Annotated in this window: 13 protein-coding genes and 1 tRNA gene; 11 read left to right on the forward strand and 3 right to left on the reverse strand. The window is 60.5% G+C overall.

Annotated features, from left to right (window positions below; genetic code table 11):
• Nucleotides 1-9: 9 nt before the first annotated feature.
• The gene (locus NKK51_RS11275; RefSeq protein WP_352552829.1) at nucleotides 10-2280 is read right to left on the reverse strand and encodes a GumC family protein; all 2271 of its coding nucleotides are present in this window, start codon (nucleotides 2278-2280) and stop codon (nucleotides 10-12) included.
• A gap of 258 nt (nucleotides 2281-2538) precedes the next feature.
• Here NKK51_RS11275 and NKK51_RS11280 point away from each other — a divergent pair, with 258 nt between their 5' ends.
• The 9 genes from NKK51_RS11280 (at nucleotide 2539) to NKK51_RS11320 (ending at nucleotide 10357) form a co-directional block, all read left to right on the forward strand.
• Complete coding sequence (locus tag NKK51_RS11280; protein WP_013532220.1) at nucleotides 2539-3102, forward strand: polysaccharide biosynthesis/export family protein; 564 nt, start codon at nucleotides 2539-2541, stop codon at nucleotides 3100-3102.
• Nucleotides 3103-3112: 10 nt separating this feature from the next.
• The gene (locus NKK51_RS11285; RefSeq protein WP_352552831.1) at nucleotides 3113-4243 is read left to right on the forward strand and encodes a glycosyltransferase family 4 protein; all 1131 of its coding nucleotides are present in this window, start codon (nucleotides 3113-3115) and stop codon (nucleotides 4241-4243) included.
• A gap of 94 nt (nucleotides 4244-4337) precedes the next feature.
• Nucleotides 4338-5873, forward strand: coding sequence for an undecaprenyl-phosphate glucose phosphotransferase (locus NKK51_RS11290; protein WP_352552833.1), 1536 nt, complete (start codon nucleotides 4338-4340; stop codon nucleotides 5871-5873).
• The gene (locus NKK51_RS11295) at nucleotides 5870-7138 is read left to right on the forward strand and encodes an O-antigen ligase family protein (RefSeq protein ID WP_352552835.1); all 1269 of its coding nucleotides are present in this window, start codon (nucleotides 5870-5872) and stop codon (nucleotides 7136-7138) included. Before NKK51_RS11290 ends, NKK51_RS11295 begins: the two co-directional genes overlap by 4 nt.
• Nucleotides 7139-7194: 56 nt before the next feature.
• Nucleotides 7195-7271: transfer RNA gene (locus tag NKK51_RS11300), tRNA-Pro, on the forward strand.
• Nucleotides 7272-7505: 234 nt separating this feature from the next.
• The gene (locus NKK51_RS11305) at nucleotides 7506-8261 is read left to right on the forward strand and encodes a TIGR04255 family protein (protein WP_352552837.1); all 756 of its coding nucleotides are present in this window, start codon (nucleotides 7506-7508) and stop codon (nucleotides 8259-8261) included.
• Nucleotides 8262-8268: 7 nt separating this feature from the next.
• The gene (locus tag NKK51_RS11310) at nucleotides 8269-8595 is read left to right on the forward strand and encodes a hypothetical protein (protein ID WP_352552839.1); all 327 of its coding nucleotides are present in this window, start codon (nucleotides 8269-8271) and stop codon (nucleotides 8593-8595) included.
• 39 nt (nucleotides 8596-8634) lie between these two features.
• Complete coding sequence (locus tag NKK51_RS11315) at nucleotides 8635-9228, forward strand: hypothetical protein (RefSeq protein ID WP_352552841.1); 594 nt, start codon at nucleotides 8635-8637, stop codon at nucleotides 9226-9228.
• 244 nt (nucleotides 9229-9472) lie between these two features.
• Nucleotides 9473-10357 (forward strand): hypothetical protein, encoded by an 885-nt coding sequence (locus NKK51_RS11320; RefSeq protein ID WP_352552843.1) that lies wholly within the window; start codon nucleotides 9473-9475, stop codon nucleotides 10355-10357.
• A gap of 20 nt (nucleotides 10358-10377) precedes the next feature.
• Here the strand turns inward: NKK51_RS11320 and NKK51_RS11325 are convergent, their stop codons facing one another.
• Nucleotides 10378-10839, reverse strand: coding sequence for a YbaK/EbsC family protein (locus tag NKK51_RS11325; RefSeq protein WP_352552844.1), 462 nt, complete (start codon nucleotides 10837-10839; stop codon nucleotides 10378-10380).
• Between the two features lie 186 nt (nucleotides 10840-11025).
• The gene (locus tag NKK51_RS32415; RefSeq protein ID WP_502902456.1) at nucleotides 11026-11523 is read right to left on the reverse strand and encodes a helix-turn-helix domain-containing protein; all 498 of its coding nucleotides are present in this window, start codon (nucleotides 11521-11523) and stop codon (nucleotides 11026-11028) included.
• Between the two features lie 71 nt (nucleotides 11524-11594).
• On the opposite strand from NKK51_RS32415, the gene NKK51_RS11335 reads away from it, so the two are divergent.
• A complete protein-coding gene (locus NKK51_RS11335) occupies nucleotides 11595-12209 on the forward strand; it encodes a hypothetical protein (RefSeq protein WP_352552845.1) in 615 nt (204 codons plus the stop codon).
• A 197-nt stretch (nucleotides 12210-12406) separates the two neighbouring features.
• Nucleotides 12407-12598 carry a hypothetical protein gene (locus NKK51_RS11340; protein ID WP_352552847.1) on the forward strand — a complete coding sequence of 64 codons (192 nt, stop codon included), beginning with the start codon at nucleotides 12407-12409 and terminating at the stop codon, nucleotides 12596-12598.
• Nucleotides 12599-12749: the final 151 nt, after the last annotated feature.

The raw sequence follows: 12749 nt of genomic DNA on the forward strand, positions 1-12749 counted from the left end.
GCGGCTCCCTCAGGCAGCGGCAGTGCGCCGTCCCGGGACCGGATTGCCGGGCGGTTCGTGGCCGAGCGGCGTCACCAGCGTCAGGTCGGGGTAGCCGTTCTCGATCAGCTTGACCGCAGCCTGCGTCACCTCATCGTCGGCCTCCAGCATGGAGAGAAAGACCTCGGTGGCATCGCCGGTCAGGCGGCCGATGCCTTGCGCGTCGGCCGGTCCGCACTCGACCACGACCAGGTCGTAGGCTGTCGTCAGCGACTGCATGATGATCGGCAGCCGGTCGGCGGCACGCATGGCACGAACCGGATCGGCGGTTCCGACGGGAATGACGTGACAGTCCGAGTAGAGATCGGCGTGGATGACGTCGCTGAACTGCGCTTCCGAAGCGAGCAGGTTGGTGATGCCCGGGAAAAGGCCGCTGTCCAGCATCGGCCGCGAGGCGGCCCCCGACGCGGTGAGGTCCAGCAACAGCACGCGCAGCCCGGCGTCGGCGACCTCGCGCGCCACCAGGATCGCGGATGCAGCCGCCTCGTCGCCTTCCGGCGAGACGAATATGGCGCGCGCCGCACCGCTGGAGATCAGCTTTTCGGCAGCTTTCTCGATATCGATCTCGCCCAAGGTGGAACGCGCCGGTTCGGGCTCGACAGCCGTTTGCTCTGTCGCCGCAGTTGCGGGCATTGCGACCACATCCGGCGCCTCGGCCATGGCCGGCATCGCGGCGGCATAGGGCTCCGCATCTGCTTCATCCGCAGGTTCAGGCAGCTCCTGGCGAACGACGGGGTCCTGCAAAACGGCAGGCTCCTGGCGGAGAAATGGCTTGGCGACCGGCGCCTGCGCCACATGGGGCATTGCGACCTCATCGATCCGTTCGAAACGGGAACCGCTCGCCGGCCGCATCGCGCGGCCTGAAAACAGCTCCCGCAGAAGCGTCACGCTGGCCATGATCAGCAGCGATGCGGCGAAAGCCGCGCCGACGATCGGCCCGACCTTCGGGAAATAGGCCTCGGAGGGAACAGAAGCCTTCGAGGCGATCCGGGCGTCGACCGGCAGATAGTTGCGATCCTGGCGCGATGCCGCTTCGCGGTAGTTGGTCAGGTAGAGCTCGAGTTGCTGTCGCTTGGCGGTCGCGTCGCGCTGCAGTGCGTCGAGATCGACCTGCTGTTCGCCGGCCTGCGCCGAAGCGGCCTTCAACGTGTTGACGTCGGCGACAAGCTGGTTCTCGCGGGCCTTTGCCGTCTCGGCCTGCATCAACAGGCCTTTCATGATCTTCTGGGCCTCGCTGCGGATCTGCGCGTCGAGATCGGACAGTTGCGATTTCAGCGCGCGAATGCGCGGATGATTGCCAAGCAGTGTCGTCGACAGATCGGCGATGTTGGAGCGCAATTCGACCTGTCGCTCACGCAAGCGTTGGATCAGGTCCGATGACAGAACCTCCGGCACGGCATCCAGCGAACCGCCATTCTGCAGCGCCCTGCGCACACCGTCGGCGGTCGCTTCCGCAGCGGCGTGGTTGGCGCGCACTTTCGACAGTTCGCTCGACAGTTCTGAAAGCTGCTGGGTGGCCAGCACCGAATTGTTGCCACCCATCAGAAGATCGGACTGGGCGCGATAAGCGGCGACCTTCGCCTCGGCATCCTTAACCTGCCGCTGCAGGTCGGCGATTTCCGGCGCCAGGAAGTCCGCCGCGGCGCTGTTCGATTCGAGCTTGGCCGCCCCTTGCCCCGCTATATAGGCGGCGGCGATAGCGTCTGGTATGGCGGCCGCGAGCTTGGGATCTTCCGATGAGAACTCGATGGCAATGATGCGGGTCTTCTCGACGCCATAGACGTTGAGCTTCTCGTGCATTTTCTTCAGCACGCGCTCTTCCGTCGGAATTTCCATCGGGTCGCTTTTCAAGCCGACCAGGACCAGAGCGCGGCTCAGCGCCGACATGTCGAGCGCTTCATTGAACTCGGGCAGTTTTTCCAGACCGAGCTTTTGCGAGACCTGCTTGAGGATTTCGTTGGAGGAAATGATCTGGACCTGGGTGGCGACGCCCTGTTCGTCGAGAATAGGCTTGTCGGTGTCGTTGTTGTTGCTGGCCGGCCGCGTGTAGATGGATTCGCGCGGCGCGATCTCCACCTGCGTCTCGGCTTTGTAGTGCCGGGTTGCCAGCGAGGCGAAAGCGAAGGCCAGCCCGGTTGCCAACAGGACGACGAGGACTATACGCAGCCAGTTCCTCGCCAGGCTGGCGAAGAGCTGCCTGAGATCGACATCGACATCTGCGGCCGCGGACTGAACGGACATGCATCCCTACTCCGATACTGGGTCAGCACGCACCGTAAACAACTATGGTAACTCAGCCGTTAAGATCGTGGTAAGTTTCCGTTAGGGTTTACTGGCGGGTGACAAACAAAACCGCCAAAAATCACAAAAACTCTTGCCGATGCGCCACGTGTCGGCCGCTCCCTTTACCGGCCATTAACCCTAACAGGATGATAACGGACCTCGATCCCTAGAGTTGCTGCGACGTTGCAGCGACCAGTCGAAGGTACCTGTCCGGCCATGAAAAGCACTGCTTCCCTGTTTCGCGCGCTGCTTGCCGTATCGATGCTGGCTGGCTGTTCCAGCTACCGGCCGACGCCGGCCGCCTTCCATGAGGTGCTCGATCAGCCCTACCGTCTTGGCGCCGGCGACCGCGTCCGCGTGACCGTGTTCGAGCAGGACGGGCTGACCAACACCTACAGCGTCGATCAATCCGGCTATCTCTCCTTCCCGCTTGTCGGCGCCATACCAGCGCGCGGCCACACCGCGCAGCAAATGGAAAAGGAGATTGCCGACAAATTGCGGCAAGGCTATCTGCGCGATCCCGACGTTTCGGTCGAGATCGACCGCTACCGCCCGATCTTCGTCATGGGCGAAGTGGGTGCCGCCGGCCAATATTCCTATGTTCCCGGCCTGACGGTGCAGAAGGCGATCGCCATTGCCGGCGGCTTCACGCCGCGCGCCAACCAGGAAAGCGTCGACATCACCCGCGACATCAACGGCAAGGTGATGACCGGCCGCGTGGTCACCTCCGACCCGCTGCTGCCGGGCGATACGGTCTACGTCCGCGAACGTCTGTTCTGACAGATACCAAGTGGCGGACAGGCTCAGGATCGTCCATTGCTTTCGCTCACCCGTCGGAGGAATTTTCCGGCATGTGCGCGACCTGGCCGAGGCGCAGGTCGCCGCCGGGCATTCCGTCGGCATCGTCTGCGATTCGACGACAGGCGGCACGTTCGAGGAACATCTGTTCGAGCAGATGAAGGACTTGCTGGCGCTCGGCATTCATCGCACGCCGATGCAGCGCCACGTCGGTCCCGGCGACCTTGCCTCGGCCTGGCGCACGTACAGGATCATCAAGGAATTGCGGCCGGACGTACTGCATGGGCACGGCGCCAAGGGTGGCGCCTATGCCCGTCTGTTCGGCTCATTGTTGCGGGTATCAAGGTCTCGCGTAGCCCGCCTTTATTCGCCGCATGGCGGCTCGCTCCACTATGACGAGAACACGACCACCGGAAAGCTGTTCTTCGCGCTCGAGCGCTTCATGGCTCGCTTCACCGACTATCTGCTGTTTGTCTCGGACTATGAGCGGCGGACCTATCGCCACAAGGTAGGCGAGCCGCCCATTCCCAACACCCTCGTCTATAACGGCCTGCGCGCCACTGAATTCGAGCCGGTGATCACCGCGCCGGACGCAGCCGACCTGCTTTATATCGGCATGATGCGCGACCTGAAGGGACCGGACATCTTCATCGACGCATTGGCGCTCGCCGGCCCGCGGTTCGGCCGCGCGCTGACCGCGGTGATGGTCGGCGACGGCGACGACCTTCCGCGTTACCACGGGCAAGTGAAACGCCTCGGGCTCGAGCGCCATGTCCGCTTCCTGCCGCCGATGCCGGCCAGGGAGGCCTTTGCCCTTGCCGCGCTTATCATCGTTCCCTCGCGCGCCGAAGCCATGCCCTATATCGTCCTGGAAACGCTTGCCGCGGGAAAGCCGATGATTGCAACCGCGGTCGGCGGCATTCCGGAGATATTCGACACCGGTTCCCCTGCCCTGATCCGACCCGACCCGATCGAGCTCGCCGACAGGATGAGCCAGGCGCTGGCCGACCCGGCCGCCTATCGCGACCTGATGCCCGATGGCGCCAACCTCAAGGCACGCTTCGGCGCCGATGTGATGGCCGCCGACGTCGAGAAGGCCTATTTCGCCGCGCTCGGCAGGTAGGCACAGGATCAAGCCGTTCCAAAGCCATACGTTGTTTCAAGGGTTTCTTAGCTCTCTTTTGCTATGACCGTGGGGAAGCTTGCGGAAAGCCCTCATGAACGAGATCGACCCCGCGCGCCGCTTTTCAGCAGAGGCGGTGCGTAAATTCGACGGCCCGGCCGATGGCGACACGCCAAGCGGCATGAACGATGTCGCCCGCCAGGTCGCCTCGCAGTACAGGCGCGATACGATGTCGCCGATCATGGTCAGCGGTGTCCTGCGCATGGTCGAATTCGGCTTGCTGTTCCTGTCCGGGCTTGCCGTCTATTTCCACTATGTCGGGTTCTTCAACTATCTCGCCTGGCAATATCCGGTGACGATGGCAGCGGGCTCGTTCCTTGCCGTGGTGCTGCTCGACGTCACCGACTGCTACCAGATCGTCGCCCTGATGCGGCCCATCGCCAATTTCGGCCGCGTGCTGCTCGTCTGGGCCGGCACTTTCGCCCTGATGGCGCTGACGGCGTTCGTCATGAAGATGTCGGAAGACTATTCGCGCCTTTTGTTCGGCAGTTGGTTCGTCGTCGGCTTCGTTCTCATCTTCGGCCTCAGGCTGGTGATGTCGAGGCTGATCCGGGCCTGGGCGCGCGATGGCCGCATGGAACGGCGCGCCGTCATCGTCGGCGGCGGCAAGGCGGCGGAAATCCTGATCCGCTCGGTCGAAAAGCAGCCCTACAACGATATCCGCATCTGCGGCATCTTCGACGATCGCGGCGACAAGCGCTCACCGCCCATCGTCGCCGGCTACCCCAAGCTCGGCACCATTTCGGAACTGATCGAGTTCGCCCGCATCGCCCGCATCGACATGCTGATCGTATCGCTGCCGCTGACCGCCGAATCGCGCGTTCTGCAACTGCTGAAGAAGCTGTGGGTGCTGCCGGTCGACATCCGGCTTTCGGCGCATTCCAACGCGTTGCAGTTTCGCCCGCGCGCCTATTCCTACATCGGCGCGGTGCCGATGCTCGACATCTTCGACAAGCCGATCAACGACTGGGATTCTGTGGCCAAACGCGCCTTCGACATCGTCTTCAGCCTGATCGGCATCGTCGTGTTCTCGCCGGTGATGCTGGCGACCGCCATCGCCATCAAGCTCGACAGCAAGGGTCCGGTGCTGTTCCATCAGAAGCGGCACGGTTTCAACAACGAGATCATTGAGGTCTACAAGTTCCGTTCGATGTATACGGACAAGGCCGACCCGACCGCCAAGCAGACGGTGACCAAGAACGATCCTCGCGTCACCCGCGTCGGCCGCTTCATCCGCAAGACCTCGATCGACGAGCTGCCGCAGTTCTTCAACTCGCTGCTCGGTTCGTTGTCGCTGGTCGGCCCGCGTCCGCACGCCATCGCCGCGCAGTCGCATAACCTGCTCTACAACGAGGTGGTCGACGGCTATTTCGCCCGCCACAAGGTCAAGCCCGGCGTCACCGGCTGGGCGCAGATCAATGGCTGGCGCGGCGAGATGGACACCAACGAAAAGATCCGCATGCGGACGGAGTATGACCTCTACTACATCGAGAACTGGTCGCTGCTGTTCGATTTGCGGATCCTGTTCCTGACGCCGCTCCGGCTCTTGAACACGGAAAACGCCTATTGAGCGCGATCAGCCATGATCTGCCGCGCGCGGCGGTCAACGCCAAGCTGGTCGCGCTGATTTCCTCGGGCGCGGTCTTCCTCGGCATTCTGCTGTCCGGCTTCGTCATCAGCGAGCCGGCGCCCTATGAGCTCTACATGGCCGGGCTGATCGCCATCTGGGCGCTTTTCGGCTTGAGGATTTCCCGCGCGGCCACGCCGCTGCTGGTGCTGCTGGTGACGATGAACATCGGCGGCATGATCTCCATGACGCAGATGGCGGACCTTGCCAACACGCCGCTCTACCTCGCCGTGTCGCTGTTTCTCGCCTTCAGCGCGGTGTTCTTCGCATCGATCACCGCCGTACAGCCGAACCTCTACCGGCTGATCTTCATTGCCTATGTGGTTTCGGCCGTGGCCACATCGCTGCTTGGCATTGCAGGCTACTTCCACGCCTTTCCAGGCGCGGAGATGTTCACCAAATACGATCGTGCCGCCGGCGCCTTCCAGGACCCGAACGTGTTCGGCCCCTTCCTAGTGCTGCCCGGCATCTATCTGCTCTATCTGCTTTTGACCGGACCGGTGACACGCATGCCGCTGCTGGCGGTACCGCTGCTGATCATCACCGCCGGCATCTTCTTCTCCTTCTCGCGCGGCGCCTGGGGCATGTTCGCCGTCTCGGCCGTCCTGCTCACCGGCTGCCTGTTCCTGCAGAGCGCCAGCGGCAAGTTCCGGCTGCGCGTGGTGGTGATGACGATTGCAGCACTGGCGCTGCTGGTCGTCGCCATGATCGTCATCCTGCAGCTGCCCGGCGTGTCGGAGATGTTCTCCAACCGTGCCCATCTCGAACAGAGCTACGACACCGCCCGCCTCGGCCGCTTCGCCCGCTACGGCATCGGCTTCCAGATGGCGATGGAGCATCCGTTCGGCATCGGTCCGCTGGTCTTCGGCACGATCTTCGGTGAAGACACCCACGACATCTGGCTGAAGATGCTGATGGATTATGGCTGGCTCGGCTTCGTGTCGTTCCTCACACTCGTCGCTTGGACGATGGCAGCCGGATTCCGCATCCTGCTGCGCGACCGGCCGTGGCAGCCCTATCTCCTGTGCGCCTATGTCGCCTTCATCGGCAATATCGGGCTCGGCACCTTCATCGACATCGACCACTGGCGCCATGTCTACCTGCTGCTCGGCCTGATCTGGGGCGCCATCGCGCTGGAATACAGCCATCGGCGGCTGTTGCGGCCGGCCTTGCAGGGCTCGCCGGCACCGGCAATCGCAGCGGGATAAAAGTCGCGGAATTCGGTTGACCCGCACCGGGTTATCACGATACATCGCGACCGGTCCGGAGTGTAGCGCAGCCCGGTAGCGCACTTGACTGGGGGTCAAGGGGTCGTCGGTTCGAATCCGGCCACTCCGACCAATTATATCAAGGACTTACCCCCAAAGTCCTTTTTGACAGAACTCTTGGATTCGCGACGCGGGTATTTGTTCGGGTAACAAGCCTACTTCCAACTGATTCATTTGGTTGATTTCTAATTTCAAGATTTCCATGAAGTTGGCGCCTTCCGGGATTGACGCTACTGAAGTTGTGCGCATTTGCTCTGGCAGGCTCGCACATTGGTACGAATCGGCGACTTAGTGAGCAGACATTGAAATGACCAAGCTCCCAGTTGCACTGCACAAAGATCCAATCGCTAATGCGGTTTTTGAGATCCGGTTCTCGTCGGACGTAACCGGAATTTCGGACATTCTGCCTGGACTGATGTTCTCGAAACTCCGCGGACGTTATGACCGGGTAATCACTCTACCGGCTGGGGAAATGCCGCCTGCTCTCCGAGCACAACTACCCAACAGTGAATACCAGAGCGTCAAAAGCCTCGTAGGCAAACGTACGAGCATTAATTTTGCTGAGCGCTCTTTGGTCGTTGAGCTAGTGCGCCCATATTGGGGCTGGAAGGCGTTTAAGGAACTGATTTGTGAAGTTCTTGGCACCGTCCGAGACACTGAATTGGTGTCGAAAGTGGAGCGTTGCTCCATCCGCTACACCAATGTTTTGGAGGGCACAGGAAGCAATTCTGTCTTCGATGCGCTCAACGTGTCAGGGACGGTTGGGGATTTTAAGATCAAAGAAGATGGTTTCCACCTACGAGTGGAAACGCTTTTGGACGATGGAATCCTCGCCATTATTCAAGTCGCGAATTCGGCCATGGTCGAAATCCAAGACGCGATTTCACATGTCAAATTGAGCGGAATTTTATTGGATGTGGACTGTATTTTGTCGAGTTCGCTAGACAATTTTTGGCAAGAATTTCCGGATCTCATCGAGATGATCCATTCCGGTGAGAAGCGCGTATTTTTCGGAATGCTGAACGACAAGACATTGCAGGCCTACGGGCCAAAGTGGGAGTAACTCCGTGATGTTCACCGCCAACACTGTCCAGACCAGCTCAACCATGACTTCACAAAGCGCCGTGGCGCTGCTGGCAGCGCTCGTTCAATGCGCAACGCCTTTTACCTCGGCGCATGCTCAGGTTGCTCCGCGGCAGGTACTGGTTAAGTACGAAAGAAGTGAATCCAGCGACGCACCTCGGATGATCGTTCGCGACACCACGAACTCGGATGAACTTCTTGCGGCTGACCTACACTCCTTTTTCAACAGACTCGCTGCGGCTCAGACTGACGTTGAGGAGGAGTTCTTGCCTGCCCTCTATGACAAACGAACTGATTTTTACACCTTGCTCTAAATGGCGATGGAATCCACCGTTTCCGGGGCTTCAGGTTCGTTGGCTGACGAACTGGCAAAGGTGTTTCCGCGCTATCTGACGGACGCCAGTAAGGACGAACTTCGGAAGCGCATCCAAGCCTACCCGAACAATCAAAACTTTTATTCGACCAAATGGGAAGGCCCACCGGGGCCGCTCCAAGGTGATGGCTGGAATGGCTTTGAAAAGTTGGATTTTGCCACTGCCAACCGATACCCGGTGGCCGGGATCGTAATTTCAAATAGCTGCGATATCGACGAGGAAAACAAATCTCTGCGAATGCGAAACATTGTGTTCGCTCCCATTGTCCCCCTTTCCAGATACGCTGATCAGTTGCGTTCCTCTGGGAAGCTCTCGGACGAGAAAATTGCGACGCATCTGGGCGCGATAAAGAGCCAGCAGAAAACAGAGCTATTCTATCTCCCGGAATCAAATCGGACGCCTGAAGCTATTGTGCAATTCGACGACGTCGCGACACAGCCCTTGGGCGCTTTCGCGGAAGCTCCAAAGAAAGAGCGTCTCTTCAGGCTCAATAACTATGGCTTCTACATTCTGCTCATGAAATTTTCGATTCATTTTACCCGCTTTGGAGAGGCACTTGATAGAGCCGGCTAACACCTCCGCAGTGTTCGTAGCCATCGGTGCCCTCTGAGGCCCCTCTCTCGAAAGCACCAAGCACCTGAGCACCGATCAAAGAGTCGTCCGCTAGATTTCGGGCGCTCGGACCAGAAACCAAGGACTTGGGCCGATAGTTCAGACCATTGATCACCCCTACATCTGACCAAGGGTATTGCCTGGGTAGTCACGTAGGCATTTTTTCATATGGGATGATAGAGTTTCCGCCGAGTGGAGGGGGAAGATGCAGAAGCTTGTTACGGTCAAAAATTCTGTTGTTGAGTTGGTTTCCGTCGGCGTTTTCGGAGCGATGTCGGGAGCGGTCATCTTTGCCTTCTTAGCCGACAGAATAGCGTCAACCGCTGAATACGCGACTTTACTAAGTGGCTTCGGCGGGGCCGTCTTAGGATCCGGTATGAGCGCCTTCGTGGCGCTCGTGCTCGCGAGGCAGACAGCGAAGGAAACTCTGGATAGGGACATCGGCGCTAGAAACGCCGAGCAGCAATCTTACGCGCTTCGCCTGATGGTAAAGGCCTCATTGATTTTGAGCGATGTCGTTGCCATTCAGCGCACGATAGAATCATCGCTATCTGATGCGAATGATCGGCATCTGACCTCGCTACCTCTTTGGAAGCGCATTCTGCCGATCGTGGGGAGCTACCAGCTATACGATGTCGATGCTGCTGAGCTGTCGCCCCTTATCGCAGCAAAAGACAGTGACCTCATGCAATCTGCCGTAACGCTTTTCATGCAACATCGAAACTTGGTCGAGGCGGTTAAGGTCTACAGCGAAAAAAGGGACCTAGTTAAAGGCCATATTACACATCACATCGCGTCAGCAGATGGCGTCATCACCTCTGATCTAACCAAAGAAGAGGTGTCGCGGTTGGCGCCGCTAGAGATGGAACTTGAAAGCCTCGTAAAAAATATCAGGTCGATGATTCCAGATTTGGTAACCTTGGGAGAACAGGTGACCTATGGCGTCGGACCGGCGATGAGAAAATTCTATGCCGACGATGAGTTCCCTGTGTTTAAGCCAATATCTTCACCGGATCAGCCGTCCCATCCGCCGACAGTGGCGGCCGAAGTCGGGGCAAAATCTCAGAACGTGTCCTCTACCGTCGGCTAGAATTCTATGTTGGGCCTGATCTACCCTTGGCACACATCAACCCATTCGGCCCCAATCAGCTCAACCATGCGCTGCGGGCTGATCCGCACGGCCGCGTTGGTGGCGCCGGCGGCAGGCACCACCTCGTCGAATTCACGCAGCGACACGTCGCAGTAGACCGGCAGCGGCGCCGGCAGGCCGAACGGGCAGACGCCGCCGACCGGATGGCTGGTTGCTTCGACAACCTCGGTGGCGTCGAGCATACGCGGCTTGCCGCCGAACTGGTCCTTGAACTTGCGGTTGTCCAGCCTGGCGATGCCGCTGGTCACCACCAGCATGGTGCGGTCGCCGACGCGCAGGCAGATCGTCTTGGCGATCTGTGCCGGCAGCACGCCATGCGCCTCGGCCGCCAATGCCACCGTAGCCGAGCTCGCTTCCGTGACGATGACGTCGATGTCGGGTGCATGGGTGTCGAAGAAGGCACGAACGGATTCCAGGCTCATGTCGAAAACCCATGGTTCAAAAACTTGAAGGACGGCATATTGCTGTCCAGCAGCCGAGGCCGCCGCGCGTATAAGCACGTGCGGCATACAAATCGGCAAGCCCCAGGCTGAAGCAGAATGCCGCGGCAGGTACAAAGAAACCCGCCAAGAGACCTTGGCGGGTTCTCTGGAATGCCTGGTGCGGATCTACGCCAGCGATCGACCTTGCGCCGCCGGCGTCGGCGCAGCCGGGGTGATCAGAGCCTCCTGGGGAAGGTGAAGCGCGGACACAATACGACGCAGCTTCGACGGGTCGGTCACTCTGCCGCTTTCGATATCCTCAATCTCGTCCACCGCCAGGCCGCATGTCAGGGAGAGCTCTTCCACGCTGTAACCGCGGGTCTCCCGCATCGCTCTGAGGGTGTTGTAATCTGGCCCGCTCCCGTTGGTTGCCGGTCCGGAGTGGGGTTCGCTTTTCGCATTATGGGGCATTGGCAACTCCATGACTGAAAGAGTTTGATCAAATGAGGAGTGTTGCCTGAGACGGTCGGGAAGATGCCCTCTCGCCGGCGATTTGCCAAGAGCCAAAAGGGCCGTCACGGGATCGTGAACCGGGTGCCTGGCGCGGCCCTCTCGCGCACACGTCGCGATCAAGTTGTTTTGAAGGCCTGATCGGCCTTTTGCCGGCAGTTTCGCCGCGCCCATTCGTTATCTCCGGGTCGCTGGCGTGAAACCATCCGGTTCCAGCCAGTTCGTTCCCGGAAGGATTTTTTGCAATGAACCTGAAGACAGTCATGGTCGTGCTCGGCACGATTTCCAGCCTTTCCGTCGCCGGCGCGGGCGCCGCCCAAGCCGCAGACGCGCTGCGTGTGCGCGGCACGGTGGTCAGTTTCGAGCCCACGCTGCTCACCGTGAAAACCCGCCAGGGCGATACCGACGCGATCAAGCTCAAAGCCGGCTGGAAGATCTCGGGCGTCGCCAACGCCTCGGCAAGGGACATCAAGCAGGGCGATTTCCTCGGCATTGCCTCCGTTTCGAAAGCAGATGGCGGCAGCGGCGCCCTGGAGGTGGTGGTCTTTCCGGCCGCGCTGAAAGGCACCGGCGAGGGTGACCGCCCCTGGGACCTGCAGCCAAACAGCCGGATGACCAACGGCACCGTTGCCGACGTTACCGATATAAGCGGGCGATCCGTCACGCTGACCTATGACAATGGCCAGACCAAGAAGATTTCGATCCCCGACACCACGCCTGTCGTGACGTTCGCGCCGGCCGCGCCAACCGACCTCAAGCCGGGTGCGACGGTCTTTGTCACCGCCGAGCGGGGCAGTGACGGCGCGCTGAGCGCCAGCCGCGTCGTGGTCGGAAACAACGGCGTCGTGCCGCCGATGTAGTCGAACAGGCGGCCAATGGCCGCCTCTCGATCTTGCCGTGCGTGGTGGCGGGAGGCTGGATTGGGCAGAAACAGTCCAGAAACAAAATTCTACAATCGGGAAATACTGACGAAAAAATTCAGGCGCGTAATCCCATTCGCGGCGGCCGGGCTATCGCCCCGATCCATATGCGCCCGCAAAACAAAAGGAAACGATCCATGAAGAAGTCCCTCCTCTCGGCCCTCGGGCTTGCAGTTGCAATGGCTTTCACGGTGCCCGTCATCGGCGCGACGAGCGCGGATGCGGCCCCGATGGCCAAGCATCATCGCCACCACCATCATCATCGCCACCATGTCCGCCACCACCATCATCACCGCCACCACCACCATGTGATCGGAAACAAGGCCTAAGCACCGCAGACTGCCACCGAGAAGAGGGGGGGGGGGGGTGGGGGGGGGGGGGGGGGGGGGGGGGGGGGGCGGGGGGGGGGGGGGGGGGGGGTAAGGGCTAACGCGCCGGCCGCCGGGGGGGGGGGGGGGGGAGGGGCGCGCGGGGGGGGGG

Origin of the sequence: Mesorhizobium sp. M0011, from assembly GCF_040324155.1 — a bacterium.
Lineage (GTDB): Bacteria > Pseudomonadota > Alphaproteobacteria > Rhizobiales > Rhizobiaceae > Mesorhizobium.

Excerpts from the sequence above, each read along its gene's own strand:
- NKK51_RS11275 (WP_352552829.1), bottom strand. The coding sequence starts at position 2,280 with ATGTCCGTTCAGTCCGCGGCCGCAGATGTCGATGTCGATCTCAGGCAG.
- NKK51_RS11280 (WP_013532220.1), top strand. The coding sequence starts at position 2,539 with ATGAAAAGCACTGCTTCCCTGTTTCGCGCGCTGCTTGCCGTATCGATG.
- NKK51_RS11290 (WP_352552833.1), top strand. The coding sequence starts at position 4,338 with ATGAACGAGATCGACCCCGCGCGCCGCTTTTCAGCAGAGGCGGTGCGT.
- NKK51_RS11305 (WP_352552837.1), top strand. The coding sequence starts at position 7,506 with ATGACCAAGCTCCCAGTTGCACTGCACAAAGATCCAATCGCTAATGCG.
- NKK51_RS11310 (WP_352552839.1), top strand. The coding sequence starts at position 8,269 with ATGTTCACCGCCAACACTGTCCAGACCAGCTCAACCATGACTTCACAA.
- NKK51_RS11320 (WP_352552843.1), top strand. The coding sequence starts at position 9,473 with ATGCAGAAGCTTGTTACGGTCAAAAATTCTGTTGTTGAGTTGGTTTCC.
- NKK51_RS11325 (WP_352552844.1), bottom strand. The coding sequence starts at position 10,839 with ATGAGCCTGGAATCCGTTCGTGCCTTCTTCGACACCCATGCACCCGAC.
- NKK51_RS32415 (WP_502902456.1), bottom strand. The coding sequence starts at position 11,523 with ATGGGCGCGGCGAAACTGCCGGCAAAAGGCCGATCAGGCCTTCAAAAC.
- NKK51_RS11335 (WP_352552845.1), top strand. The coding sequence starts at position 11,595 with ATGAACCTGAAGACAGTCATGGTCGTGCTCGGCACGATTTCCAGCCTT.
- NKK51_RS11340 (WP_352552847.1), top strand. The coding sequence starts at position 12,407 with ATGAAGAAGTCCCTCCTCTCGGCCCTCGGGCTTGCAGTTGCAATGGCT.